General features: G+C 71.8%; 30 protein-coding genes. 12 read left to right on the top strand and 18 right to left on the bottom strand.

Going from position 1 to position 24,292, the window contains the following annotated elements; all coding sequences use genetic code 11:
- Positions 1-16: 16 nt before the first annotated feature.
- The 3 genes from SPOPO_RS0110730 to mshA are packed head-to-tail and all read right to left on the bottom strand — an operon-like array spanning position 17 to position 2,569.
- Positions 17-772 carry a phosphoglyceromutase gene (locus SPOPO_RS0110730; protein ID WP_019874776.1) on the bottom strand — a complete coding sequence of 252 codons (756 nt, stop codon included), beginning with the start codon at positions 770-772 and terminating at the stop codon, positions 17-19.
- Positions 773-782: 10 nt separating this feature from the next.
- Positions 783-1,304, bottom strand: a complete 522-nt coding sequence (locus SPOPO_RS0110725) for a type III secretion system chaperone family protein (RefSeq protein WP_019874775.1) — start codon at positions 1,302-1,304, stop codon at positions 783-785.
- Positions 1,301-2,569, bottom strand: a complete 1,269-nt coding sequence (gene mshA, locus SPOPO_RS0110720) for a D-inositol-3-phosphate glycosyltransferase (protein WP_033386249.1) — start codon at positions 2,567-2,569, stop codon at positions 1,301-1,303. The genes SPOPO_RS0110725 and mshA overlap by 4 nt, the downstream gene beginning before the upstream one ends.
- 233 nt (positions 2,570-2,802) lie before the next feature.
- On the opposite strand from mshA, the gene SPOPO_RS28965 reads away from it, so the two are divergent.
- The 3 genes from SPOPO_RS28965 (at position 2,803) to SPOPO_RS28955 (ending at position 4,900) form a co-directional block, all read left to right on the top strand.
- Complete coding sequence (locus SPOPO_RS28965) at positions 2,803-3,267, top strand: L,D-transpeptidase (RefSeq protein WP_019874773.1); 465 nt, start codon at positions 2,803-2,805, stop codon at positions 3,265-3,267.
- A 134-nt stretch (positions 3,268-3,401) separates the two neighbouring features.
- A complete protein-coding gene (locus SPOPO_RS28960) occupies positions 3,402-3,872 on the top strand; it encodes a L,D-transpeptidase (RefSeq protein ID WP_019874772.1) in 471 nt (156 codons plus the stop codon).
- A gap of 146 nt (positions 3,873-4,018) precedes the next feature.
- Positions 4,019-4,900, top strand: coding sequence for a L,D-transpeptidase family protein (locus SPOPO_RS28955; RefSeq protein ID WP_019874771.1), 882 nt, complete (start codon positions 4,019-4,021; stop codon positions 4,898-4,900).
- Here SPOPO_RS28955 and SPOPO_RS28950 read toward each other — a convergent pair whose 3' ends face one another.
- From SPOPO_RS28950 to SPOPO_RS0110685, 4 genes are all read right to left on the bottom strand, one after another.
- On the bottom strand, positions 4,901-5,233 hold the full coding sequence (locus SPOPO_RS28950; RefSeq protein WP_019874770.1) for a DUF2516 family protein: 333 nt from the start codon (positions 5,231-5,233) through the stop codon (positions 4,901-4,903).
- Between the two features lie 176 nt (positions 5,234-5,409).
- Entirely contained in the window at positions 5,410-5,931 is a 522-nt protein-coding gene (locus tag SPOPO_RS0110695) for a hypothetical protein (protein WP_019874769.1), read from the bottom strand.
- Between the two features lie 13 nt (positions 5,932-5,944).
- Entirely contained in the window at positions 5,945-6,343 is a 399-nt protein-coding gene (locus SPOPO_RS0110690) for a helix-turn-helix domain-containing protein (protein ID WP_019874768.1), read from the bottom strand.
- A 105-nt stretch (positions 6,344-6,448) separates the two neighbouring features.
- On the bottom strand, positions 6,449-7,309 hold the full coding sequence (locus SPOPO_RS0110685) for a beta-keto acid cleavage family enzyme (RefSeq protein ID WP_019874767.1): 861 nt from the start codon (positions 7,307-7,309) through the stop codon (positions 6,449-6,451).
- An 18-nt stretch (positions 7,310-7,327) separates the two neighbouring features.
- On the opposite strand from SPOPO_RS0110685, the gene dtd reads away from it, so the two are divergent.
- Positions 7,328-7,753: a D-aminoacyl-tRNA deacylase gene (gene dtd, locus SPOPO_RS0110680; protein WP_028984675.1), complete on the top strand. Its 426-nt coding sequence runs from the start codon at positions 7,328-7,330 to the stop codon at positions 7,751-7,753.
- Positions 7,754-7,816: 63 nt separating this feature from the next.
- Here the strand turns inward: dtd and SPOPO_RS0110675 are convergent, their stop codons facing one another.
- From SPOPO_RS0110675 to SPOPO_RS0110655, 5 genes are read right to left on the bottom strand one after another with little or no spacing between them, the layout of a single operon-like run.
- A complete protein-coding gene (locus SPOPO_RS0110675) occupies positions 7,817-9,283 on the bottom strand; it encodes an RNB domain-containing ribonuclease (RefSeq protein WP_019874765.1) in 1,467 nt (488 codons plus the stop codon).
- A gap of 18 nt (positions 9,284-9,301) precedes the next feature.
- A complete protein-coding gene (gene ygfZ, locus SPOPO_RS0110670) occupies positions 9,302-10,282 on the bottom strand; it encodes a CAF17-like 4Fe-4S cluster assembly/insertion protein YgfZ (protein WP_019874764.1) in 981 nt (326 codons plus the stop codon).
- 43 nt (positions 10,283-10,325) lie between these two features.
- Complete coding sequence (locus SPOPO_RS28945) at positions 10,326-10,808, bottom strand: GNAT family N-acetyltransferase (protein WP_051098346.1); 483 nt, start codon at positions 10,806-10,808, stop codon at positions 10,326-10,328.
- Positions 10,801-11,241, bottom strand: a complete 441-nt coding sequence (locus tag SPOPO_RS0110660) for a Fur family transcriptional regulator (protein WP_019874762.1) — start codon at positions 11,239-11,241, stop codon at positions 10,801-10,803. The genes SPOPO_RS28945 and SPOPO_RS0110660 overlap by 8 nt, the downstream gene beginning before the upstream one ends.
- Before the next feature lie 4 nt (positions 11,242-11,245).
- Entirely contained in the window at positions 11,246-11,770 is a 525-nt protein-coding gene (locus SPOPO_RS0110655; RefSeq protein WP_019874761.1) for a heme-binding beta-barrel domain-containing protein, read from the bottom strand.
- 42 nt (positions 11,771-11,812) lie between these two features.
- On the opposite strand from SPOPO_RS0110655, the gene SPOPO_RS0110650 reads away from it, so the two are divergent.
- Positions 11,813-12,175 carry a DsrE family protein gene (locus SPOPO_RS0110650; protein ID WP_019874760.1) on the top strand — a complete coding sequence of 121 codons (363 nt, stop codon included), beginning with the start codon at positions 11,813-11,815 and terminating at the stop codon, positions 12,173-12,175.
- 182 nt (positions 12,176-12,357) lie between these two features.
- On the top strand, positions 12,358-13,263 hold the full coding sequence (locus SPOPO_RS28940) for a hypothetical protein (protein ID WP_156869789.1): 906 nt from the start codon (positions 12,358-12,360) through the stop codon (positions 13,261-13,263).
- A gap of 116 nt (positions 13,264-13,379) precedes the next feature.
- On the opposite strand, the gene SPOPO_RS0110640 is transcribed toward SPOPO_RS28940, so the two are convergent.
- The 6 genes from SPOPO_RS0110640 to SPOPO_RS0110620 all read right to left on the bottom strand — a co-directional run bounded on the left by SPOPO_RS0110640 (position 13,380) and on the right by SPOPO_RS0110620 (position 16,547).
- Positions 13,380-13,676, bottom strand: coding sequence for a DUF1416 domain-containing protein (locus SPOPO_RS0110640; RefSeq protein ID WP_019874758.1), 297 nt, complete (start codon positions 13,674-13,676; stop codon positions 13,380-13,382).
- On the bottom strand, positions 13,676-14,539 hold the full coding sequence (locus SPOPO_RS0110635) for a sulfurtransferase (protein WP_019874757.1): 864 nt from the start codon (positions 14,537-14,539) through the stop codon (positions 13,676-13,678). The genes SPOPO_RS0110640 and SPOPO_RS0110635 overlap by 1 nt, the downstream gene beginning before the upstream one ends.
- Before the next feature lie 102 nt (positions 14,540-14,641).
- The gene (locus SPOPO_RS36150; RefSeq protein WP_425424128.1) at positions 14,642-14,731 is read right to left on the bottom strand and encodes a putative leader peptide; all 90 of its coding nucleotides are present in this window, start codon (positions 14,729-14,731) and stop codon (positions 14,642-14,644) included.
- A 1-nt stretch (position 14,732) separates the two neighbouring features.
- Positions 14,733-15,464 (bottom strand): LmeA family phospholipid-binding protein, encoded by a 732-nt coding sequence (locus tag SPOPO_RS32690; RefSeq protein ID WP_019874756.1) that lies wholly within the window; start codon positions 15,462-15,464, stop codon positions 14,733-14,735.
- A 4-nt stretch (positions 15,465-15,468) separates the two neighbouring features.
- Complete coding sequence (locus SPOPO_RS0110625; RefSeq protein ID WP_019874755.1) at positions 15,469-16,296, bottom strand: hypothetical protein; 828 nt, start codon at positions 16,294-16,296, stop codon at positions 15,469-15,471.
- Positions 16,293-16,547, bottom strand: a complete 255-nt coding sequence (locus SPOPO_RS0110620) for a MoaD/ThiS family protein (RefSeq protein ID WP_019874754.1) — start codon at positions 16,545-16,547, stop codon at positions 16,293-16,295. Before SPOPO_RS0110620 ends, SPOPO_RS0110625 begins: the two co-directional genes overlap by 4 nt.
- A 204-nt stretch (positions 16,548-16,751) precedes the next feature.
- Here SPOPO_RS0110620 and SPOPO_RS0110615 point away from each other — a divergent pair, with 204 nt between their 5' ends.
- The 6 genes from SPOPO_RS0110615 (at position 16,752) to pstA (ending at position 24,289) form a co-directional block, all read left to right on the top strand.
- Positions 16,752-17,573, top strand: a complete 822-nt coding sequence (locus SPOPO_RS0110615; RefSeq protein WP_019874753.1) for a winged helix-turn-helix transcriptional regulator — start codon at positions 16,752-16,754, stop codon at positions 17,571-17,573.
- Between the two features lie 46 nt (positions 17,574-17,619).
- Complete coding sequence (gene mshD, locus SPOPO_RS0110610; RefSeq protein WP_019874752.1) at positions 17,620-18,579, top strand: mycothiol synthase; 960 nt, start codon at positions 17,620-17,622, stop codon at positions 18,577-18,579.
- 80 nt (positions 18,580-18,659) lie between these two features.
- Positions 18,660-20,807 carry an RNA degradosome polyphosphate kinase gene (locus SPOPO_RS0110605; RefSeq protein ID WP_019874751.1) on the top strand — a complete coding sequence of 716 codons (2,148 nt, stop codon included), beginning with the start codon at positions 18,660-18,662 and terminating at the stop codon, positions 20,805-20,807.
- A 179-nt stretch (positions 20,808-20,986) separates the two neighbouring features.
- Positions 20,987-22,114, top strand: a complete 1,128-nt coding sequence (gene pstS / locus SPOPO_RS0110600; protein ID WP_019874750.1) for a phosphate ABC transporter substrate-binding protein PstS — start codon at positions 20,987-20,989, stop codon at positions 22,112-22,114.
- Positions 22,115-22,121: 7 nt separating this feature from the next.
- Positions 22,122-23,084 (top strand): phosphate ABC transporter permease subunit PstC, encoded by a 963-nt coding sequence (pstC, locus tag SPOPO_RS0110595; RefSeq protein WP_019874749.1) that lies wholly within the window; start codon positions 22,122-22,124, stop codon positions 23,082-23,084.
- Positions 23,084-24,289, top strand: a complete 1,206-nt coding sequence (gene pstA / locus SPOPO_RS0110590) for a phosphate ABC transporter permease PstA (RefSeq protein WP_019874748.1) — start codon at positions 23,084-23,086, stop codon at positions 24,287-24,289. The genes pstC and pstA overlap by 1 nt, the downstream gene beginning before the upstream one ends.
- The last annotated feature ends 3 nt before the right edge of the window (positions 24,290-24,292 follow it).

Here is a 24,292-nt window from a genome sequence, read left to right as displayed (position 1 = left end):
GTGAACTGACGGTCGGTCAGCGACCCTGGTTCGCGACGGCGTTGATCGCCGCGGCGGCCGCGTCCGGGTCGAGGTACCGGCCGCCGGGCTGCACCGGGCGGAGGTCCGCGTCGAGCTCGTAGAGCAGCGGGATGCCGGTCGGGATGTTGAGGCCGACGACGGCCTCCTCGCTCATCCCGTCGAGGTGCTTGACCATCGCCCGCAGCGAGTTGCCGTGCGCCGCGACCGCGACGGTCAGCCCGGCGCGCAGGTCGGGGACGATCGCGTCGTACCAGTACGGCAGCAGCCGCTCGACGACGTCGGCGAGGCACTCGGTCCGCGGCACGATCTCCGGCGCGAGGGCCGCGTAGCGCGGGTCGTGCACCTGCGAGTACTCGTCGTCGTCCGGCAGCGGCGGGGGCGGGGTGTCGTAGGACCGGCGCCAGAGCAGAAACTGCTCCTCGCCGAACGCCTCCAGCGTCGCCTTCTTGTCCTTGCCCTGCAGCCCGCCGTAGTGGCGCTCGTTGAGACGCCAGCTGCGCCGGACCGGGATCCAGTGCCGGTCCGCGGCGTGCAGCGCGATCTCCGACGTCCGGATCGCCCGCCGCAGCAGCGAGGTGTGCACGACGTCCGGCAGGACGTCCGCCTCCGTCAGCAGGCGGCCACCTTTGGCGGCCTCCGTCTCCCCCTTGGCCGACAGATCGACGTCGACCCAGCCGGTGAAGAGGTTCTTCGCATTCCACTCGGACTCGCCGTGCCGGAGCAGGACGAGTCGATACATCGCCTCGGGCATGGCCCGCAGCCTAGGACTCGCTCGGATCCGCGGCGTCGAGGAGGTGGCGGAAGGCGTCGAGATTGTGTGTGGACTCGCCCCGCGAGACCCGCCAGGCGTGCTCCTTGCGGATCGAGGAGGCGAAGCCCCGCTCGAGGATCGGGTTGAAGCTGCCGTCCGCGTACTCGAGCACCGAGCCGAGCAGCCGGTCGAGCTCGTCGGCATCGAGGGCCTTCAGCGCGACCCGGCCGGAGAGGTAGATGTCACCGAGCTGGTCGATCATGAACGCGACCCCGTACATGCGGGCGTTGCGCTCCAGCAGCCAGCGGTAGACCTCCTCGTGGTTCTCGTCCGGCCGGCGCGCGACGAAGGCGTTGATCGTCAGGGCGTGCGGCCCGACCGCGAGCGCGCAGGTCGTCGAGAGCTTCTTCGTCCCCGGCAGGGTGACGACGAACAGGCCCGGGCGCGCCTCGGTCCAGTCGAGCTCCATCGCGTCGAGCTCCCGGCGCAGGAGCCCGCAGACCGCGGCCTGGTCGGTCGAGGAGCCCGTCATCCGCGCGCCCGCAGGGCCGCGGCGGCCGGGGAGCCGGTCATCGCGTTGGCGTAGACGCCGAGCAGGCGGGCGGCCGTCGCCGACCAGCCGAACCGGCCGGCGTGCTCGACCGCCCCGTCACCGAGGCGGCGGCGCAGGTCGTGGTCGGTGATCAGGCGGTGCAGGGCCGCGGCGTAGTCGTCGGGGTCGTGGCCGGTCACCAGCAGGCCGGACTCGCCCGCCGACACCGCGGTCCGCAGCCCGCCGACCGACGCGGCGACCACGGGCGTCCCGCAGGCCTGCGACTCGACGGCCACCAGCCCGAAGGACTCCGAGTACGAGGGGACGACGGTGACGTCCGCCGCCTGGTACCAGCGCGCCAGCTCGCGCTGCGGCAGCGCCGGGGAGAAGTGGACGAGGTCGCTGATGCCGAGTTCGACGGCCATCTTCTGCAGCTGCTCGGGCTCGGCGGTGCCGGACCCGCTCGGGCCGCCGACGACGGCGACCATCGTCCGCTGCCGGCGCGCGAGGTTACCCGCGACGAGCTTCGCGACCGCGGCGAGGAGGACGTCCGGGGCCTTGAGCGGCTGAATGCGGCCCACGAACAGGATCACGTCGTCGGTGTCCGCGATGCCGAGCTCGACGCGCGCGGCGGAGCGGCGACCGGGGACGAAGACGTCGAGGTCGACGCCGGGCGGGACCACGTCGACGCGGCCCGGGTCCGCGCCGTAGAGGTCGACGAGCTGCTCCGCCTCCTCGGCGGTGTTGGCCACGAGCCGGTCCGCGGCGTCGACCACCTGGGTCTCGCCGATGATCCGCGCCGCCGGCTCCGGGATGTCGCCCTCGGCGAGTGTGGCGTTCTTCACCTTCGCCATCGTGTGCATCGAGTGCACGAGGGGGATTCCCCACCGCTCGGCGGCCAGCCAGCCGACCTGACCGGAGAGCCAGTAGTGCGAGTGGACGAGGTCGTAGTGCCCCGGATCGCGGGTCGCCTCGGCCCGCAGGACGCCGGTCGTGAAGGCGCACAGCTGGGCCGGGAGGTCCTCCTTCGCGAGGCCCTCGAACGGCCCGGCGGTGACGTGCCGGACGGTGACTCCCGGCGCCGTCTCGACCACGGGCGGTAAGTCCGACGAGGTCGTACGCGTGAAGATCTCGACCTCGACGCCCGCCTGGGCGAGCCGTTTGGCGACCTCGACGACATAGACGTTCATCCCGCCGGCGTCACCCGTGCCCGGTTGGTCCAGGGGCGAGGTGTGCACGGAGAGAGTCGCGACGCGGCGCGGCATGACGCCGGCGACCGGCAGGACGCGCACTCGAGAACCTCCCCGATCGATCCGGAACCCCGGCTACGGCAACCGCCGCAGATCTTCCCGCATTCCGGTCAACCGAACAGCATCGCAAGGCGTCGTACGTGATGTGGACGAAATCGCACATCTGGTGCAAATCGCATATTCCGCATAGCGTGCCTCCCACTAGAGGTGAACATCGCTCTGGTTAGCAAGCGTCAAGGAGTCGGCAAATGGCCACAAACCGTAAGCGCGCTGCCCTCGTCGGGCTCGCATCGAGCACCCTGCTGGGCGCGACGCTGATCGCCCTCCCCTCGGAGGCGTCGGCCCGCCCGAGCGCCTGCAACAAGGGGCGCGTCATCTGCGTGAACAAGTCGACCCGCCAGCTGGCGTTCGTGGTCAACGGCCGGACGGTCATCGCGATGTCGGCGCGGTTCGGGTCCTCCCGTACCCCGACGCGCAACGGGATGTTCTCCGTCTACTGGAAGAACCGGAACCACGTGTCGAGCCTCTACGGCAGCGCGATGCCGTTCTCGATGTTCTTCAGCGGCGGCCAGGCGATCCACTACTCGTCGGACTTCGCCCGCCGCGGCTACTCCGGCGCCTCCCACGGCTGCGTGAACACCCGCGACTACGCCGCCACCCGCGCGCTGTTCAACTCGGTGCGGGTCGGCGACAAGGTGTACGTGCACTACTAGGCCGAAGGCCCGGTTCTGCGGCGACACGCCGATGATCGTTAAAACCGGACCGGAGAAATGGCAATAAAGGCTGAGGGCTTCTCACCTTCTGCCGAACACTTCGGGGTACTGCACAGTCCCCGAAAGGTTCCCCGATGGCGTCGAAGTCTCTCCGCGCGACCCTTGCCGGCGCGCTCTGCACGACCTTGCTCGGCGCCGGTCTGGTGACGGCGAGCCCGGCCGAGGCCAAGCGCGCCATGCCGCGCACCTGCTACACCGGCAAGATCATCTGCGTCGACAAGTCGAAGCGCGTGGTCCGGCTGGTGAACAACGGCAAGATCAGCGTCCGCCTCGACGCGCGCTTCGGGTCCTCGCGCACGCCGACCCGCAACGGGATGTTCCGCGTGTACTGGAAGAGCCGGAACCACGTCTCGTCCCTGTACGGCAGCGCAATGCCGTTCTCGCTGTTCTTCAGCGGCGGCCAGGCGATCCACTACTCGTCGGACTTCGCCCGTCGCGGCTACTCCGGCGCCTCGCACGGCTGCGTGAACACCCGCGACTACTCGCGGATGCGCAAGCTGTTCGACCGCACCCCGACCGGGACGCGGGTCTACATCTACTGGTGATTCCTGGTGCCGCCCCGCGGGCCGGTGCGTCCAGAAAGCTCTCAGTAGGTGCCCCGCGCAACGCCACGTAGAATCGGCGTCGGCCGTCCGTTGCATTCCCACGGGCGGCCGACGTCGTCTTCCGAGGGCGGGGGATTTCGCCACTTATGCGTCGGGTGCAGCATCACCACGTCCGGCTCAGCGCTGTGCTGGCGCTGCTCACCGCCGCGTCCCTGACCGGCGGCCTCGCGCTGGCCGGTCCGGCCGCGGCCGATCCGCTCCCGCCGCCGCTGGGCCCGTCGCAGTCCGAGCCCGCGGAGCCAACGCCGTCGCAGGTCGACACGACCGAGGACAAGCCGATCCGTCCCGGTGAGGGTGAGCCGATCCTCGCCGCCGGCGACGAGGGCAGGGCGGTCAAGGTCCTGCAGGTCCGGCTGCAGCGCGTCGGCGTGCGGGACATGCCGACGACCGGTCTCTACGGCAAGGAGACCGTCGCGCAGGTGAAGTCGTTCCAGAAGCAGCTGAAGTTCGCCCGTACCGGGGCCGTCGACGAGGCGACGCTGAAGGCACTCGAGGCGCGCACCGGCAAGGTCGACCAGATCGCCCTCGCCACCGGCGCGGACAAGCCCTACGGCGGCCGGCTGCCGGCGAGCTGCCTGCGCGGCAAGGTCGTCTGCGTCGACCAGCGCGCGCGGACCGTGCGCTGGGTCGTGAACGGCAAGGTGAAGATGCGCCTCGACGCCCGGTTCGGGTCGACCGAGACCCCGACGCGGGAGGGCGTCTTCGTCGTCCAGCGCAAGAGCCGCGACCACGTCTCGTCGCTGTACCACACGTCGATGCCGTTCGCGCTGTTCTTCGACGGCGGCCAGGCCGTGCACTACTCGCCGGACTTCGCCCGCCGCGGCTACGCCGGCGCCTCGCACGGGTGCGTGAACACACGCGACTACAACTCGATGGAGACGCTGTTCGGCCGCGCGAAGCTCGGCGACCGCGTCGTCGTCTACACGAGCCGCTCGCCGGAGCAGCTTCAGAAGAACAAGAAGAAGTAGCTACCAGCCGCCGGTGCCGCGGGGCTTGCGGCCGCCGCCGCCACCGCGGGGGCCGCGGTAGGTCTGGACGGCCGGGCGGACGTCGAGGATGTAGATCAGCGCGATCACGGTTGCCGCGATGACGAACGTGAACGTCACGCTCGAGAGCAGCAGGGTCGTGCCCGCCGCGACGCCGGTGAGGATCATCCAGAACTGCTTGGTCTTCTTGCCGGCCGCGACGAAGGCGTTCGTCGGGCGGATCAGGCAGTCGACGAACGCGTAGAGGTGCAGCGCGAACAGGGCCAGGGTCCCGAGGCCGGCCGCCGATTCCGGAGGTAGGAACCAGATATCCACGCCCACACCCTTCCGGTCCCGCCCGCCGTGGCCGCTGCGGCCGCAGCACCCGTCGCGGGAAGCCTAACGAAACACCCGGTCGGGAGCCGGGTGCGGCTCCCGACCGGGTGTCGGGTCGTACATCTGACCCCTGGTCAGGGGTCGGGGGATCGATCAGGTGATCGGTCCGGAATGCGTCAGTCGCCGACCTTGTCCGCGGTCGCGTTGGCAGCGCTGCGGGCCTTGGTGGCCGTCTTGCGGGCCGAGGTGGCCGTGCTCTTGGCCGCGGTGGCGGTCTTCTTGGCGCCCTCGGTGGCGGTGCCACGGACGTTGCGGGCCTTGCTGATCGTGGTCTTGGCCTGGTCGACCAGGTCCTTGGTGGACTTCTGGGTGCGGACGCGCTTGAGGATGTCCTCGCCGCGCTTGGCGAGCTCCTCGTAACGCTCGTCAGCGGCCTTGACCTGGGTGTCGACGCGGTCGGTCAGCTTGTCGCCGATCTTGCGGGCCTCCTTGGGGAGGTCGACGAGCTTCTCGGCGAACTGCTTCGGCAGCTTGGTGGCGCGCTCGCGCAGGCCCGCGTCCTCGGCGGTCGGACGGAGGCTCTTGACCTTCTCGACGGCCAGGTCGCCGACGCCGGCGAAGGCGTAGAGCGGCTTCGGGCCGGTCAGGGTCTTGGCGAAGTCGGTGTAGGTCTTGCGGATCTCGGCGGTGCTGGCCATGACTGGCTCCCTCTCACTTCGGTTCGGCCGGCTCGGCACCGGCTGCGGTGTCGGACTCGGGTCCGGCCGTCAGCTCGTTCTCTCTGCGGAACGAGTCGTACACGTCCAGGAGCACGCTCTTCTGTCGCTCGGACAGGTGCGGATCCGCGAGGACGACCGTGGCGTACTCACTGCTGGAGTCGTCCCGTTCGTCGAGGATTCCGGCGTGCATGTAGAGCTGCTCCGCCGAGATCCGCAGCCCCTTGGCGAGCTGCTGCAGGATCTCCGCGGACGGCTTGCGCAGCCCACGTTCGATCTGACTGAGGTAGGGGTTGGAGACCCCCGCAACCGCCGCCAGCTGACGGATCGACAGCTTGGCGCTCTTGCGTTGCTCCCTCAGGTACTCCCCGAGGCCGCCGGGAAGCGTTGCCATGTCGCCATGCTTGCGCAGGGTGCTAACAATTGCAAGCACACAGGCAGCACCAGGCCGGTGACCTGCATCTCAGGCCGAATTGGCCGGCTTTCTGTTGGGTCCGACTCAGCCGGCGAACCCGAGGAACCGGCGCGCGTCCGAGCCGGTGATCGGGGGCCGTTGGGCGAGCTGCGCGAGCGTCGCGGCGCGCTCGACGAGCTCGGCGTTGTCCCGGACCGGGCGCCCCTTCGCGAACGTCACCGTGTCCTCGAGCCCGACGCGCAGGTGGCCGCCGGCCGCGAGCGCGGCGAACGCGACGGGCAGCGCGGTGCGCCCGATGCCGGTGGCGGTGAACGTCGCCTCCGCGGGCAGCGCGCCCGCGACCGTGACGAGCGTCGCCGCGTCGCCCGGCATGCCGCCGGGGACGCCCATCACGAGGTCGGCGTGGACGCGGCCGTTCGGCGGCGGACCGTAGGTGTCGAGCAGGCGGCGCATCGTCGCGACGTGGCCGAGGTCGAACAGCTCGAACTCCGGGACGACGCCGAGGTCCTGCGCCTTGCGGTAAAGCTCGACGATCAGCGACCACGGGTTCGAGAAGACGTCGTCGCCGAAGTTCACCGTGCCGCAGGTGAGCGAGCAGGAGTCGGGCTGCGCGTCGAGGACGGCGAGGCGTTGCTCGAACGAGTCGGTGACCCCGCCGCCGGTCGAGAGTTGGACGAGCAGGTCGGTCTCGGCGCGGATCGCGGCCACCGCCTCGGACAGCTTCCCGACGTCGAGGCAGGAGCGGTCCTGCTCGTCGCGCAGGTGGACGTGGATCATCCCCGCGCCGGCCGCGGCGCACGCCTTCGCGGTCGTCACGAGTTCATCGAGGGTCGTCGGCAGGTTCGGGTGCTCGGCCTTGGCCAGCTCCGCACCCGTGGGCGCGACGGTGATCAGGGTGCCGGTGGGAAGGGCCTGGACTGAGGCCTGGAGTGGCTGCGCGGACATGTGAACCACAATCGCAGGATGCGAGCAGTGGTGCAGCGGGTCAGCCGCGCGAGTGTCACCGTCGACGGCCGGATCGTCGGCGCGATCGAGCAGCCCGGCCTGTGCGCCCTCGTGGGCGTCACCCACGACGACAGCCCGGCGATCGCGGACAAACTGGCCGAAAAGCTCTGGGGGCTGCGGATCCTGGACGGCGAGAAGTCCTGTTCCGACCTCGACGCGCCCCTGCTCGTCGTCAGCCAGTTCACGCTCTACGGCGACGCGCGCAAGGGCCGCCGCCCGACCTGGATCGCGGCCGCCCCCAGCCCCGTCGCCGAGCCCCTGGTCGACGCCGTCGTCGCCGGCCTCCGCTCCCGCGGCGCCACCGTCGCGACCGGCGTCTTCGGCGCGGACATGAAGGTCGAGCTCGTCAACGACGGCCCCTTCACCGTCCTCCTCGACCTCTGACCCAGCCCCGCCCCGCCCGTCACACTGGGGGTGTCACCCTTTGTTCGCTGTTGATAAGGGGTGTCACCCCTTATCAACGGCTGATGCGGATGAGGCGACGGCGAAGCGGATCTGACGGGTCATCGGGTCGGCGGTGACGAGGCGGGCGTCGACGGGCTCGCCGAGGGGGAGGCCGGGGCCCTCGACCTTCGCCTCGACGTAGGGGTCGGCGACGACGAGGGTGCCGGCGGTCCGGTCGTTGTTGGTCGCGACGACGGTGCCACCGAACGTCTCGCCGACGCGCTGGGCGAGCAGGCCCGCCTCGACGAGGTTGAGCACCTCGGCGGAGAAGGAATTGACCGCGCGGCCGCCCTCACGCATCCGCTCGGGCAGGCCGGGCAGGGCGGCACGGACCCACTCCGGGACCTCGGCGTCCGCACAGACCGCGAGGCAGACCTCGGCGGCGTAGCGGTCCGCGAGCCGGCGCAGCGGGGCGGTGACGTGCGTGTAGGGCGCGGCGATCGCGGCGTGCTCCGCGTCGGCCGGGGCTCCGACGCCGGCCGCGGCGTCGAAGGCGACGTAGCCGGCGCCGCGGAACAGCGTCGTGCACGCGCGCAGCATGGCGGGGGCCCGTGGCGCGCTCGGGTCGATCGCGCGGACGAACTCCGGGTACGGCTGTCCGGCCGGCCACTCGAACCCGAGGGCGTGGGCGCGGCGGCGCAGCTCCGCGACCGCGTCGTCCGCCGGCGGCGGGAGCGTCCGCAGGACGCCGATCCCGGCGTCGAGCATCAGCCGCGCGGCGGCGGTGCCGGTCAGCAGGGAGAGCTGCGCGTTCCACGTCTCGACCGGCGTCTGCAGCCGCGCGCGCAGGCGCCACCCGTCCCCGTTCGCGACGTCGACGACCTGCTCGGGCAGCGGCAGGCTCACCCCGCCCCGTCGGCGTTCGGCCGCCAGTCGCAGCTCGCCGAGAGTCCGCAGCCGCTCGATTCCGGGGGCGGCGACACCGGCGTCCACCTGCTCCTGGACGGCGTCGTAGGCCAGCTTCGCCCGCGAGCGCACCAGGGCGCGCTCAACCCGGGTCTCGACGAGCTCACCGGCGTCGTCGAGGTCGAGGGTCCAGAGCACGGCCGGCCGGTCGACGTCCGGAAGCAGGCTGGCCGCGCCCTCGGAGAGCTCGGGCGGGTGCAGCGGCAGCCGCCGGTCCGGGGCGTAGCGGGTCTCCACGCGGCGCTGGGACTCGACGTCGACCGGGTCACCGGCGCGGACGAACGCGGCGACGTCCGCGATCGCGTAGTGCAGCCGGAATCCGGAGCCTCGGATCTCGATCGCGAAGGCCTGGTCAAGGTCCTGCGAGGACTCCGGGTCGAGGGTCACGAGCTCGATGTCACGGCGGTCGGCGCGCGCCCCGCCGTCGGCCGCACCGGCCCGCTCGGCCGCGGCGAGCACCTCGGGCGGGAACGCCACGGGAGCCTGCAGGTCCTCCGTCAGCTTCTCGAACGCCGGCGGGTACCAGGGCGGCAGGGCCGCGACGGCAATCTTCGGTCGTGGCACCTGACAGTCCGTCAGACCTCAGGCCTCGACGACGACTTCGGCGGCCGCGGGAACGCCGCCGGCCAGCAGGGTCGCGTCGTGCGGGGTGTTCCGCTTGATCACGCCGAGCGCGATCGGCCCGAGCTCGTAGTGCCGGGCGGAGCTCCCGACGAACCCGATCGCCCGACCGTCGAGGGTGATCTCGGCGCCGTGGGGCGGCAGCTCCAGGTCGCTGCCGTCGAGGTGGAGGAAGACCATCCGCCGCGGCGGCCGGCCGAGGTTGTGGACGCGCGCCACCGTCTCCTGCCCGCGGTAGCAGCCCTTGTTCAGGTGCACGGCCGGTTCGAGCAGGCCGAGCTCGTGTGGGATCGTCCGGTGGTCGGTCTCGAAGCCGAGGCGCGGCACGCGCGCCGCGATCCGGAGCGCCTCGTGCGCCCACACCCCGGCGAGCGGTCCGACGGCGTCGGCCAGCCGGCCGCGCGGAACCAGGACCTCCCGGCCGGCGTACTCGCCGAGCGCCTCGGTCGGGCGGGCGTGGTGCCAGGCGTGCTCCTTGCCGGGGACGTCCGCCCCGCCCGCGGGGACCCAGACCGCGGCCCACTCCGCGGTCACGTCGGCGACCTCGACGCGGAGCAGAAAACGCATCTTGTCGAGGAACGCGACGAGCTCCGGCGCCGTCCCGGGCTCGACGGTGATCCACGCGGCCTCGCCGTCGTCGACGACGTGCAGGTCGTGCTCGATGTGCCCGTGCGGGCTCAGGACCAGCGCCTGGGCGGCCGCGCGCGGCGCGAGGTCGGACAGGTGCTGGGTCGTCAGCGAGTGCAGCCAGGTCAGGCGGTCCGGGCCGGAGACCCGGACGACCCCACGGTGCGAGAGGTCGACCGCGGCTTTCCCGAGCGCGAGGTCGCGCTGCTCCCCGTAGGGGTCGCCGTAGTGGGCCGCGACGCCGGCGTCCGGGCCGTCCGCGGCCACGGCCCCGGGGCGGGTCAGCAGCGGCGAGGTGAGCACATCGGTCGACACGCCTCCCACTGTATGCAGCACCCGCTCGCGGTGCCGGGGCGCGTCAGAGGTCGCGGGCGAGGATCTGCTCGGTACGGGTGGCGTCGTACGGGAACGGGCCGGGTTCGGACTCGAGCGTGAAGCCGTGTCGCGCGTACAGCGCACGGGAGGCCACCAGACCACTGCAGGTCCACAGCATCATCCGCCGGTAGCCGACCTCGGTCGCGAACTCCAGACAGGCCCGGATCAGCGCCAGCCCGACGCCGCGACCGCGCGCGTCCGGCTCGGCGAGGAAGAAGCGCAGCTGCGCCGTCTCCTCGTCCTTGCGGGCGCACGCGATCGACCCGACGGGCCGGTCGTCGAGCTCGGCGATCCAGACCGCCTCGCGGGCCGGGTCGAAGTGCTCGGCGAGCTCGCCCACCGCGTGGGCGACGTACGCCTCGTAGTCGGTGCCCCAGCCGTACTCGGCGAAGTACAGCGCGCCGTGGCGGGAGATGATCCAACCCCAGTCCCCGGGCCGCGGCCCGCGCAGCCGCACATCACTCATGGTGATGGTCCGTCAGGCCTTGCTGACGGCAGTCCCGGCACCGGCCGTAGATCGCGAAGTGCTCCAGGTCGACCTCGAAACCCTCCGTCTCCTGCAGGGTCGCGGTCAGCGACGTCGCAACCGTCGACTCGACCTGCGACACCGCCCCGCAGTCCCGGCACACCAGGTGCAGGTGGTGGGAGTGCCCGGCCGGGTGGTACGACGGCGCCCCGTGCCCGAGGTGCGCGTGGCGCACCAGGCCGAGCTCCTCGAGCAGTTCCAGCGTCCGGTACACCGTCGAGATGTTGATCCCGCTCGCGGTCTCCTGCACACGCGCGCAGACCTGCTCGGGCGTCGCGTGCTCGAGCTCGGTGACCGCGGCCAGGACGAGTTCGCGCTGCGGCGTCAGGCGGTAGCCCTTCTCCCGCAGCATCGTGCGCCAGTCCTGGCTCATGGCCTCACCCCGCCGGAGCCCGCTGAAGCGCGGCGGAGATGTGCGGCTGGAGCTGCTCGCCCATCGCCTCCATCTCGTAGACCCACATCAGCTCGCCGTTCACCAGTCCGTAGAGCCGGTGGCCGCGGCGGTAGTCCTTGGCGGACTCGACCTTCATCACGCCGGTCGTCGCGAACTCGATCCGCGGACCGCGGATCTCCCCGATCATCGCCTCCAGGAAGCCGGTCGGGTGGGAGAGCAGCACCTCGAGCGGGGTGCCCTCCTGGTCGTCGCGCTTGTCGTCGGGGCGGGGACGCCAGAAGCCGGTCTCCATGTTCAACGGCCCGAGCTCGTTGCCGGCCTGGTCGATCTCCCAGGAGCGCGAGATGTAGTGCAGGAACGGCTTGCCGTTCTGCGCGAACTCGACGCGCTGCTTGAACAGCCGGCGCTGGATCGTCGGGTACTCGACGACGCCCTCGCCCTCCCAGGCGCCGAGCAGGAACGCCAAGGGCATGTTGGCCGGGTGGAGGTTCGGCGGAATCTCGAACACCGCGCGAGTCTACGGTCGCCGCCCGCTCAGTAGGTTGGCCGTATGGCTCGTTCCCTGGTCGTCAAGGTCACCGCCGGCGCCGACGCCCCTGAGCGGTGCGCCCAGGCCTTCACCGTCGCCTCCGTCGCCGCCGCCTCGGGCCTCGACGTCTCGCTCTGGCTCACCGGCGAGAGCTCGTGGTTCGCCCTCCCGGGCAGGGCCGCGGAGTTCGAGCTGCCCCACTCCGAGCCGCTGGAGGACCTGCTCGCGACGGTCCTGGAGCTCGGCCGCGTCACCCTGTGCACCCAGTGCGCGGCCCGCCGGGACATCGGCCCCGACGACGTGCTGGACGGTGTCCGCATCGCCGGGGCCGCCGTCTTCGTCTCCGAAGCCTGCGCCGACGACGCCCAGGCCCTCGTCTACTGACCGCCCCTCCCCTACTGACCCACCCCCTCCCCCACGAAAGCGCACATCCGTACGCGATTTCGCCGGATTAGGCGTACGCAACTGCGCTTTCGTGGGACCGCTGGACGGGTGGGCGCACCGTTATCCACAGATCGTGGGTGGGGGCGAGCGGGAGGCGACGAAATCGGCGACGCTTCCGCGCCATGTGGATCCCCCGCGAGCCAACGCCGGCCGAAGCACCCGTCGAGGCCGTGAGAAGGAACGACGCCCTCGGCGCCGGGATGAAGCGGCGTCAACTGGAGGACCGGCGTCGGCATCGCCGCGTCGCGCGGGGGTTGTGGGTCCCCGCCGACGTGCCCGACAACCTGTGGCAGCGATGCGGGGCGCTCCGCGCCGGGCTGCCCCGAGATGCCGTGTTCAGCCACTACACGGCCGCGTCGCTGTACCGGGTGACGGTGCCCGACGAGCCGCTGATCCACGTCTGCACGATGCAGCCCGTCGAGCCGCGGATCGGGGGCGTGGTCGCCCACCGCATTCTCACTCTCGGCGACGGCGACTCCTGCTGGTTGCGCGGTCTCCGTGTGACGACGCCAGGCCGTACGTTCCTGGACCTGGCGGCCCGTCTTGACCTGCTCTCCCTCGTCATCGCGGGTGACGGACTCGCGGCGCGGGCCGAGAACGGCGTTTCGGACCTGCGGGTGACGGTCGAAGCCGGAGTCGGCCGCCGCGGCGTCAAGCTCGCGCGCACCGCGCTCCCACTGCTCGATCCGGCGTCGAAGTCCCCGATGGAATCGCGGCTGCGCTTCCTCGTCGTCACGGCCCTGCTCGGCCCGGTGCTGGTGAACAAGCCCGTCTTCGACGACGCCGGCGAGATGTTCGCCGAACCGGATCTGCAGTTCGCCGACTTCAAGATCGCGATCGAGTACGAAGGGGATCACCACCACCTCGACGAGGGGCAGTGGCGACGCGACATCAAACGCGACGAGCTCTACCGCGTCCACGGTTGGATCCTGATCAAGGTCACGAAGATGGACCTGCTGGTCCGGCCGGCGACCGTGATCGAGCGCATCCGCGACGCGCTCATCAGCCGCGGCTGGCGTCGCCCGTAGACCCGCCGCGCCACCGTGCCCCGCGCCCACCTGAGGACGCACGAAAGCGCAGTCCCGTACGGAAAAATTGGCGAATACGCGTACGCAACTGCGCTTTCGTGGGAGAGCCGGGAGCCCTAGAGGACGACCTCGACCTCGGCGATCTCGCCCCGGGCGGCGACGACCGGGCGGTCGACGGAGGCGCCGGGGGCGAGGGTGCGGAGGGTCCAGTCCCCCGGGCCCGCGAAGAAGCGGAACTGCCCGGTGGCGGAGGTCGGGACTTCGGCGGTGAACTCACCGGTGCGGTCGAGGAGCCGGACGTAGGCGTTCGGGACGCCGATGCCGTCGCGGGTGACGATCCCCTGGATGATCGCCTCCTTGCCGACGTCGACGTTCGCCGGCAGCGCCGGGCCGCCCGGGGTCGCGCCGCACATCAGGCGACCCCGCCGTCCGGGCCACCGGGCTCGTCGCCGAGCGCGATCGGGACGCCGACGAGCGCGCCGTACTCGGTCCACGAGCCGTCGTAGTTCCGGACGCTCGGCTGCTCGAGGATCTCGTGCAGCACGAACCACGTGTGGGCCGAGCGCTCGCCGATGCGGCAGTACACGACCGTGTCCTTGCCGAAGTCCAGCCCCGCGTCCCCGTAGAGCTCCCGCAGTTCCTCGTCGGACCGGAAGCTGCCGTCGTCCTTCGCGGTCTTCGACCACGGGACGTTGACCGCCGTCGGGATGTGGCCCGGGCGCTGCGAACCCTCCTGGGGCAGGTGCGCCGGGGCGAGGATCCGCCCGGCGTACTCGTCCGGAGACCGGACGTCGATGAGGTTCAGCGTGCCGATCGCGTTGACCGCGTCGTCCCGGTACGCCCGGATCGACGGGTCCTGCTCCTGCGCCACGTAGGTGGTGACCGGACGCGTCGGCACCTCGGTGACGAGCTCGCGGGAGTCCAGCTCCCACTTCTTGCGACCGCCGTCGAGGAGCTTGACGTCCGCGTGGCCGTACAGCTTGAAGTACCAGTACGCGTAGGCGGCGAACCAGTTGTTGTTCCCGCCGTACAGGACGACGGTGTGCTCGTTGCCGATGCCACGCTCGGAGAGCAGCTTCTCGAACTGCTCCTTGTTCACGAAGTCACGGCGGACCGGGTCCTGGAGGTCGTCCTTCCAGTCGATCCGGACGGCGTTACGGATGTGGCCCTTGTCGTAGGCGGCGGTGTCCTCGTCGACCTCGACGATAACGACGTTGGGGTCGTCGATCCGGGCCTCGACCCAGTCGGCGTCGACGAGCGCGTCAGCGCGGCTCATGGCAATAATCCTTCCACAGCGGAGTACAGGAAATGTCGCGGCAGCGCGCCAGAGCGAATCGGCGCGCGATGTGGAGAGCGCGAGAAGAGAACGGAGGCGGCGTCAGGCGCAGCGACACAAGCACGTGGCCACGCGGCACAGGTCGACCGCGCGCCGTTTGGTCAGAACTGCAGGCCGGCACACAGGCTCCATGCTACGTACCGGCGCGGCGGAGTGCGGACGTGACCTCCGGCACGGGACCCCAGAGCCCCCACGCCGCGGTCATGTCCTCGCTGGAGAGCTGCAGGTCCTCGCCGTCGAAGCTGAACTCGATGCCCGCCTCGGTCGGCTTGATCCGGATGTTCAGGCCCTCGGGGATCTCGCGCAGCGGGTACCGGATGTCCGGGATCAACCCGGACACGGGGGCCGCCACCCCGTCGACGGCCACCTTCTCGGCGCGGATCAGCAGTTCATTGCCGACGATCCGCGGCTTGCCGGTCGCCGACGCGGTCCGCGTCTGCCCGGCGAACCGGACGTCCCCGCTGACCTTCACCAGGTTGTCCCCGCCGTAGGACACCCGGAACCCGCGGGCGGCCTCGGTCGCGGCCTCGTAGGAGATCCGCCCGCCACCGGACAGCGACTCGACGTGCGCCCCGGAACCCTTGCGCTGGACCCCCGTCAGGACCGCGCTGATGCGCTCGACGCGGATCTGCCCGGCGTCGGCGTCGCGGATGTCGACCTCGACGTCGTCGAACTTCTGGCTGATCAGTTGCGGCAGGAACGGGAAGCCTTTGATGTCGACCGACGGCTCGTCGGGCGTCGACAGGCTGGTCTGGATCTGACCGGCGACGATCCGCTGCACGACGTACTGACCACCGCGGTCCGCGACGAGCAGGAGCACGACGAGGACGAGGCCGCTGACGAGCCAGAACCGGGGACGGAACATCGGGCTATCCCACCAGCAGGCGGCCGAGCACGTACGCAGCAGGGGCGGCGAGGACCAGCGGGAGGGCGGAGCCCATCACCAGAACGGCCTCCCCCGACCGCCGCGCCTGCCGGGAGGCCTGCCGCCGGGCCTGCCGGCTCGCGGCCCGTCCGGTCGCGGCGGGAGCGCCCGCCGCGGCGCGCGCGGCCTCGGCGGCGACGTCGTAGGCGGTGAACGTGGCGGCACGCCGGCCCATCACCGCGAGCACCGCGGCGCCGGCGGCGATGCCGACGGTGTACCCCGCGTCCATGTCCCCGGCGACGAAGCCGGCGCCGGCGCCCGCGGCGGTCCCGACGACCAGGGCGAGCGGGTCGGCGACCGCGGCCGCCAAGGGCGACGCGACGACGGCCGACGCCGCCCCGGCGGCCACGATCGCGGTGATCGTCACCGCCTCCCCGTGGGTGGCGGCGCGTTCGGCGACCAGCGCCGCGGCGACCACCGAGAGCGTGATCGCCATCAGGATCGCGGTCAGGGACGCGGTGACCCGGCCCTTCTTGTCCTTGCGCGTGAACTGGTGGATCAGGGCCAGCACGAGCGCCGGGCCGAGCACCCCGGCCAGCGGGCCGAGCGAGATGTCCGAGCCGCGCTCGATCATCGCGGCGTCCGCCGTCGCGCCCGCCCCGATCGCGAGCAACGCCCCGACCTCCTTGCCGGGGACGTCGACGATCGCGAACCAGCCGAGCACGAGCAGGATCTGGGCGAGCAGGACGGCGACCCCGAGCGCGGTCTGCCCGAGCAGTGAGGCACCGACGCCGACGGCAGCGGCCAGCACGGCCAGCAGCGGGCCGGTCACCCGCCGGCGAAGGGGGGCAGGACCTCGACGACGCCGCCCTCGGGCAGCTTCACCTCGGCGTGGTCCCGGGTGCCGACGGGGTCGGAGTCCACCACGAACGAGCAGACGCCGATCACCCGGGCGAAGTCGGGCCCGTGGGCCGCGCGGGCGGCGTCGAGCGCCTCCGCCAGCGTCGCCGCGTCGTACGGCTCACTGTCGGTGCCGGCCGCCGCCTTGGCAGCGGCCCAGTAGCGGATCGTCCCCTGTGCCATTTCCCCATCCTGCCTGGCGCGGGCCACTCCGGCGAGAGCCACCCCACAGGCACCACGCCCCGGATGGACGGCGCAGTTCACACCAACGAAACACGGAGCGTGTTCCCTGGTCTCTTCCAGCGGCAACGGCGCCCCACGGATGTGGGATTCTTGAATTCGGTCACCTGCGCGTAACAGCGCCGCCCCGGAGGAGGCCACTCACCGGTGAGCACCCTGTTGCTGCTGTCGAACTCGATGCAGCCCTCCGCCGAGGTGCTGCCTGCCCTCGGGCTCCTGCTGCACAACGTGCGGGTCGCCCCCGCGGAGGTCAGCGCCCTCCTCGACACCCCGCCCGTGGACGCCGTGCTCATCGACGGCCGCCGCGACCTGCCCCAGGTCCGCAGCCTGTGCCGGCTGATCCGGACGACCGGCATCGACTGCCCCCTCCTGCTCGTTGCCACCGAGGGCGGCCTGGCCGCCGTCACGGCCGACTGGGGCGTGGACGACGTCGTGCTGAACACCGCCGGCCCGGCCGAGGTGGAGGCCCGGCTGCGGCTCGCGATCGGCCGCCTCGCCGCCGCGGCCGCCGACGACGGCCCGGACGAGATCCGCAGCGGCGACCTCGTCATCGACGAGGCGACGTACACCGCCAAGGTCCGCAACCGTTTCCTCGACCTCACGTTCAAGGAGTTCGAGCTCCTGAAGTTCCTCGCCCAGCACCCCGGCCGCGTGTTCACGCGCGCCCAGCTGCTGCAGGAGGTCTGGGGCTACGACTACTTCGGCGGCACCCGCACGGTCGACGTCCACGTCCGGCGCCTGCGGGCCAAGCTCGGCAGCGAGCACGAGTCGCTGATCGGGACGGTCCGCAACGTCGGTTACCGGTTCGTCGTGCCGAACTCGCCCTCGGGCCGCGGCAACGACATCCCGACCGACCTCGACCTCGATCTGACCGGCGACTCCGACGGCGGGGACGACGACCCCGACCCGGCTCCCGGCCGGACCGCGGTGGCCCCGCCCGAGCAGCGTGGGGGCGGCGGGCCCTCCTGACCCGGCGGGCCGCCAACCCCGGCGGGGCGATCTAGGGTGACGGCCCATGGCCGGAACCACCGAGCTCGGACCCCCGGACGCCCCCACCCGCGCCGCGATCGCGGAGCTGGCGGCCGCGGCCGGGGCCGTCGACGGGCGTGAGCCGTTCACCGAGCAGACCCGGCTGGTGCTCGCCGCCGTCGGTGCCGGCCGAGCCGCCGGCTCCGAGCGGGTCGTCCACGTCGTCCGGCGGGACGGGTCCGGCCGCGTCGTCGGGTACGCCCAGCGCGACGCCGCGGGGACCACGGAACTCGCCGTCCACCCCGACGCCCGGCGCGCCGGTCACGGGCACGCGCTGCTGACGGCCCTGCTGGGCGGCCCGGACCTCCGGGTCTGGGCGCACGGGCCCCACCCGGCCGCGGGGCCCCTGGCCGCCGCGGTCGGCCTGACCCCGGTCCGGGAGTTGTGGCGGATGCGCCGCCCGCTCCCCCTCGGCCCCGACGCCGACGCGCCCGGCGCCGTGCCGCTGCCCGACGGCGTCCGGGTCCGGACCTTCGAGGTCGGCCGCGACGAGGACGCCTGGCTCGCCCTGAACGCGACCGCGTTCGCGGCCCACGGCGAGCAGGGCCGCCTGACCCGCGCGGACCTCGACGCCCGGATCGCCACCGACTGGTTCTCCGCCGCCGGGTTCTTCCTGGCCGAACGCGGCGAACTCGGCGCCCCGGACGGCACCGGTCGGCTGGTCGGCTTTCACTGGACGAAGGTCCACCTGGCCGCGGGCGGGGAACCGGCCGCCGGCGAGATCTACGTCCTCGGCGTCGACCCCGGCGAGCAGGGCAACGGGCTGGGCCGCTCGCTGTCCCGGATCGGGCTGCGCCACCTGGCCGACCAGGGCCTGACCTCGGTCCTGCTGTACGTCGACGCGGACAACACCTCCGCCGTCGCCGTCTACACCCGCCTCGGGTTCCGCACCGAGGCCGTGAGCGTCATGTACGCGGCCACCGGACCCGACAACTCCCACAGCTGACCGAACCCTGGCGGGGACTGCTCCGGCCGGCCGCCTGCCGGTCACCTGTTGTTCACCCGTCACCGAAACCGTGTGACGCTATGACCGTGACTGCCGCGTCGGCCTCCGACCCCAGCCCCGCCGCCTTGCGCAGCGTGCCGGCGCCGGTGCCCGACGAGCTCGAACTCGGCCCCGACGCGTTCCTCGACCGCGAGGCGAGCTGGCTGGAGTTCAACTCCCGGGTCCTGGAGCTCGCGGAGGACCAGAGCCTCCCGCTGCTCGAGCGCATCCGCTTCCTCGCGATCTTCGCCTCGAACCTCGACGAGTTCTTCATGGTCCGCGTGGCCGGGCTCAAGCGCCGGATCGCGGCCGGCGTCGCCGTGACCTCGACGAGCGGCCAGGCGCCGCTGGAGATCCTCGAGCAGATCTGGGCGCGGTCCGGTGAGCTCGCCCAGCGGGCGGCCCGCTGCTTCCGCCGCGACCTGCTGGTCCGGCTCGCCGACGAGAACATCTCCATCCTGCGGTGGGACGAACTCACCGACGAGGAGCAGAACACCCTCCACGGGCTGTTCCGGGACAAGGTGTTCCCGGTGCTGACGCCGCTCGCGGTCGACCCGGCGCACCCGTTCCCCTACATCTCGGGGCTCTCGCTCAACCTCGCGGTCGTCGTCCGCAACCCGGCCACCGACCGCGAGAACTTCGCCCGCGTCAAGGTGCCGCCGCTGCTGCCCCGGTTCATCGCCGCCTCGGACTCCCGGTTCGTCCCGCTCGAGGACCTGATCTCCGCGCACCTGCAGGAGCTCTTCCCCGGCATGGTGATCGAGGCCCACCACGCGTTCCGCGTCACGCGCAACGAGGACTTCGAGGTCGAGGAGGACGACGCCGAGAACCTCCTCCAGGCGATCGAGCGGGAACTGATGCGGCGTCGGTTCGGCCCGCCCGTCCGGCTCGAGGTCGACGCGAGCATCGACGAGGACGCCCTCGACCTGCTCGTGCGCGAGCTCGGCGTCAGCCCCGCCGAGGTCGTGGCCTCGCCCGGTCCGCTCGACCTGTCGGGGCTGCACGCGATCGCCGACATCCCCCGCGCCGACCTGCACTTCCCGACGTTCGTGCCCACCACCCACCCGCACCTCGCGGCCGTCGAGAGCGCGAAGGCGGCCGACGTGTTCGCCGCGATGCGCGCCCGGGACGTCCTGCTCCACCACCCGTACGACTCGTTCTCCACGAGCGTCCAGGCCTTCATCGAGCAGGCCGCCGCGGACCCGCACGTCCTGGCGATCAAGCAGACGCTGTACCGGACCAGCGGTGACTCCCCGATCGTCGACGCCCTGATCGACGCCGCCGAGGCCGGCAAGCAGGTCGTGGTCCTGGTCGAGCTCAAGGCCCGCTTCGACGAGCAGGCCAACATCACCTGGGCCCGCAAGCTGGAGCAGGCCGGCTGCCACGTGGTCTACGGCCAGGTGGGCCTCAAGACCCACTGCAAGCTCGCGCTGGTCGTGCGCGAGGAGGGCGAGCGGTTGCGCCGCTACTGCCACATCGGGACCGGCAACTACAACCCGAAGACGGCCCGTCAGTACGAGGACTTCGGCCTGCTCACCACAGATCCGGTGGTGGGCGAGGACGTCGCGAACCTGTTCAACCAGCTCTCCGGCTACGCCCGGGGCACCTCGTTCCGGCGGCTGCTGGTCGCGCCGCACTCGGTGCGCAACGGGATCGTGGCGCGGATCGAGCACGAGATCGACAACCACCGCGCGGGGCGGCCGGCCCGGATCCGGTTCAAGGTGAACTCGATCGTCGACGAGGTGACGATCGAGGCGCTCTACCGCGCCTCGGCCGCGGGGGTGCCCGTCGACATCTGGACCCGCGGCATCTGCGCACTGCGCCCCGGCGTCCCCGGGCTGTCCGAGACCATCCGCGTCCGCAGCATCCTCGGCCGGTTCCTGGAGCACTCCCGGATCTTCTGGTTCGCCAACGGCGGTGAACCCCAGGTCTGGATCGGCAGCGCGGATCTGATGCACCGTAACCTCGACCGTCGCGTCGAGGCCCTGGTGCGACTGTCCAGCGCGGACCACGTCCAGGAATTGACGGACCTGATGGATCTCGCGTTCGCGGACACCACCGCCGCCTGGTGGCTGGGCCAGGACGGGACCTGGAACCGGCACCACCGCGCCCCCGACGGTTCGGATCTCGCCGACCTGCAGGAACACCTGATCCGGGCGAAGGCCCGACGCCGCGTCGACCCGGACTGACGCTCGCGGCCACTGCAGTGTGACCTCGAACAGTTAACGCAGCGCCCACCCCGCACGGCACCTGGGGTTCACCGCGCGTTCACCCCGTCCACGTTCTCTGAGGAGCGGCGCGGCCTTCCGGCTCGCACCACGCCGCCCGTCCGCGCGAGTGCGGACACGAGGAGAACCAGAGGACTTCGATGATCCTTCGCACGCCGCGCCGGCTGGCCGCGGCCGTCGTCGCCACCGCCCTGTGCGCCGGGCTTGCCGCCTGCGGCGACGACGAGAACACCCTGACGCCGACGAGCAACGCCGGCGCGTCCGACACTGCGACCGACACTGCGACCGAAACACGGCTCAGCGGCACGGTCTCCGGCGCCGGGGCTAGCTCCCAGGCCGCCGCGATGGAGGCGTGGATCGCCGCGTTCACCGACCAGCACTCCGGCGTCACCATCAACTACGAGCCGACCGGCTCCGGCGCCGGCCGCGAGCAGTTCTCCGCCGGCGCGATCCGCTTCGCCGGCAGCGACGCGCCGCTTCAGGAGGACGAACTGACGAAGGCGAAGAGCACCTGCGTCGACGTGATCCAGATTCCCGTCTACGTCTCGCCGATCGCCATCGCGTTCAACCTCGACGGCGTCGAGGAGCTCAACCTGAAGGCCGAGACGGTCGCGAAGATCTTCGATCAGAAGATCACCCGCTGGAACGACGCGGCCATCGCCGCCGACAACCCCGACGTCGAGCTGCCCGACCTGGAGATCACGCCGGTCAACCGCTCCGACGAGTCCGGCACGACCGAGAACTTCACCGAGTACCTTCACGCCGCGGCCCCCGACGCCTGGCCCCACGAGCCGAGCGGGGACTGGCCGGTCTCCGGCGGCGAGGCCGCGCAGGGCACCTCGGGCGTCATCGGGGCGATCAGCGCCGGCGAGGGCACCATCGGCTACGCCGACGCCAGCCAGGCCGGCGAGCTGGGCCAGGTTTCCGTCGCGGTCGGCGAGGACTTCGTCGGGCCGTCCCCGGAGGCCGCGGCCTCGATCCTCGGGGCGTCCGAGCGCGTTGCGGACTCCGGCGAGTTCGGCTTCGTCTACGAGCTCGACCGCGCGACCGACGAGGCCGGCACCTACCCGGTCGTCCTGGTCTCGTACGCGCTGGCCTGCACCAAGTACGGCTCGCAGGGCGACGTCGACCTCGTGAAGGCGTTCCTCGGCTACATCCTGAGCGAGGAGGGTCAGAAGACCGCCCAGGAGGCGGCCGGTTCCGCCCCGCTGTCCGCCGAGCAGCGCACCGAGTTCTCGGCCGCCATCGACGCCATCGGGCTGAAGTGAGCTGGGCGTGAGCACCCTTCAGATCGACCGGGCGGCGGGGGAACGGGGGCCCGCCTCCCGGTCCCCCGTTCGCCTCGGCGACCGGCTCTTCTCCGGCGCCGCGACCGGCGCGGGGATCGCAATCCTCGTCGTCCTCGCCGGGGTCGCGCTCTTCCTGATCCTCGAGGCGTGGCCGGCGTTCACCGCCGACTCCGCCGAGCTGCCGGACGGCAAGAACCTCGTCGCGTGGATCGCGCCGCTCGCGTTCGGGACGATCCTCGGCGCGACGATCGCGGTTCTGCTCGCGGCACCGATGGCGGTCGCGATCGCGCTCTACATCACGCACTTCGCACCGCGGCGGCTCGCCGGGCCGCTGGGTCTGGCGATCGACCTGCTCGCCGCGGTCCCGAGCATCATCTACGGACTCTGGGGCATCGCGGTCCTGGCGCCGCACTCGGTGGGCCTGTCCCGCTGGCTGGAGAATCACCTCGGGTTCGTCCCGTTCTTCGACGGGCCCGCGACCTCGACCGGCCGCACGATGCTGGTCGTCGGGATCGTGCTCGGCGTGATGATCCTGCCGGTCATCACCGCCGTCTCCCGCGAGGTCTTCAAGCAGACGCCGCCGTTGCACCAGGAGGCTGCGCTCGCCCTCGGCGCCACGCGCTGGGAGATGATCCGCATGACGGTGCTGCCGTTCGGTCGCTCCGGCGTCGTCAGCGGCGCGATGCTCGGTCTCGGGCGCGCGCTCGGCGAGACGATGGCGGTCGCCATCATCCTGTCCGCGTCCGGCGCGGTCACCTTCGACCTGATCAGCCGGGAGAACTCCGGGACGATCGCGGCCAACATCGCGCTCGACTTCCCCGAGTCCAGCGGCGTCAAGGTCAACGCCCTCATCGCGAGCGGTCTGGTGCTGTTCGCGATCACCCTCGCCGTCAACGTCGTCGCCCGGGCGATCGTCAACCGGCGGCGCGAGTTCTCGGGAGCCGACTGATGACGACGCCCACGCCGATCCCCCCGGCCCCGGTGACGCCGACGTCGCTGACGCCGACCTCAGCGACGCAGACCGCGGTCGCACCGGCGCCGTGGACCGACTACCCGGCCGACCCGATCGCGCTGCTCGAGCCCGAGCCGCCGCGGGGGGACGGCCGCACCCTGATCCGCCCGGCGCGGCGCATCACCGGCCGGCGACTGCCGCGGACGGCGGGCTGGGCGGTCCCGGCGGGGTTCGCCGGCGGCGGTGCGATTGCGCTGCCCTCGGGCGTCTCGCCCGGGCTTGTCGTGCTCGCGGTGCTCGTCGCCTCCGCGGCGTTCGTCTACGCGTGGGCGCGCGCCGTCGAGGGCCCGCGGTACGCCGTCGACCGTCTCGCCACCGCCGTCGTCACGTCCGCCTTCCTGCTCGCCCTGATCCCCCTCGCATCGGTGGGCTGGACGGTCGCGAAGAACGGCTCCGACCGGTTCGACAGCGCCTTCTTCACCGACTCGATGCGCGGCATCGTCGGCGCCGGCGGCGGGGCATCCCACGCCGTCCAGGGCACGCTGATCGTCACCGCCCTCGCGTGCCTGATCTCGATCCCGATCGGGCTGCTGGCCGCGATCTACCTCGTCGAGTACGGCAAGGGCGACCGGTTGTCGAAGGCGCTGACCTTCTTCGTCGACGTCATGACGGGCATCCCCTCGATCGTCGCCGGTCTGTTCGCCTACTCGCTGTTCGCGATGATCGTCGGCCCCGGCGTCCGTATGGGCATCGTGGGCGCCGTCGCCCTGTCGGTGCTGATGATCCCGGTCGTCGTGCGGGCGACCGAGGAGATGCTCAAGATCGTCCCCAACGAGCTGCGCGAGGCCTCGCTGGCGCTCGGTGTCCCGCCGTGGCGCACGATCCTCAAGGTCGTGCTCCCGACCGCACTCGGCGGCATCGCGGCCGGCGTGACGCTCGCGATCGCCCGCGTCGTCGGGGAGACGGCACCGCTGCTCATCACCGTCGGCATCACGACCGGCGTCAACCTCAACCCGTTCGACGAGCGCATGGCGACGCTGCCGGTGTTCGCGTACACGCAGTACGCCAACCCGGGCGTGAACCGCGAGGCGTACCTCGACCGCGCGTGGACCGCCGCGCTGATCCTGATCCTGATCGTTCTGACGCTGAACCTGCTGGGCCGGCTGATCGCCCGCCTGTTCGCGCCGCAGACCGGCCGCTGAAAG

It is taken from the genome of Sporichthya polymorpha DSM 43042 (genome assembly GCF_000384115.1).
GTDB classification, from domain to species: Bacteria; Actinomycetota; Actinomycetes; order Sporichthyales; family Sporichthyaceae; genus Sporichthya; species Sporichthya polymorpha.
Note: the sequence above shows the minus strand (reverse complement) of the source record. Positions and strands in the feature narration are given on the sequence as shown.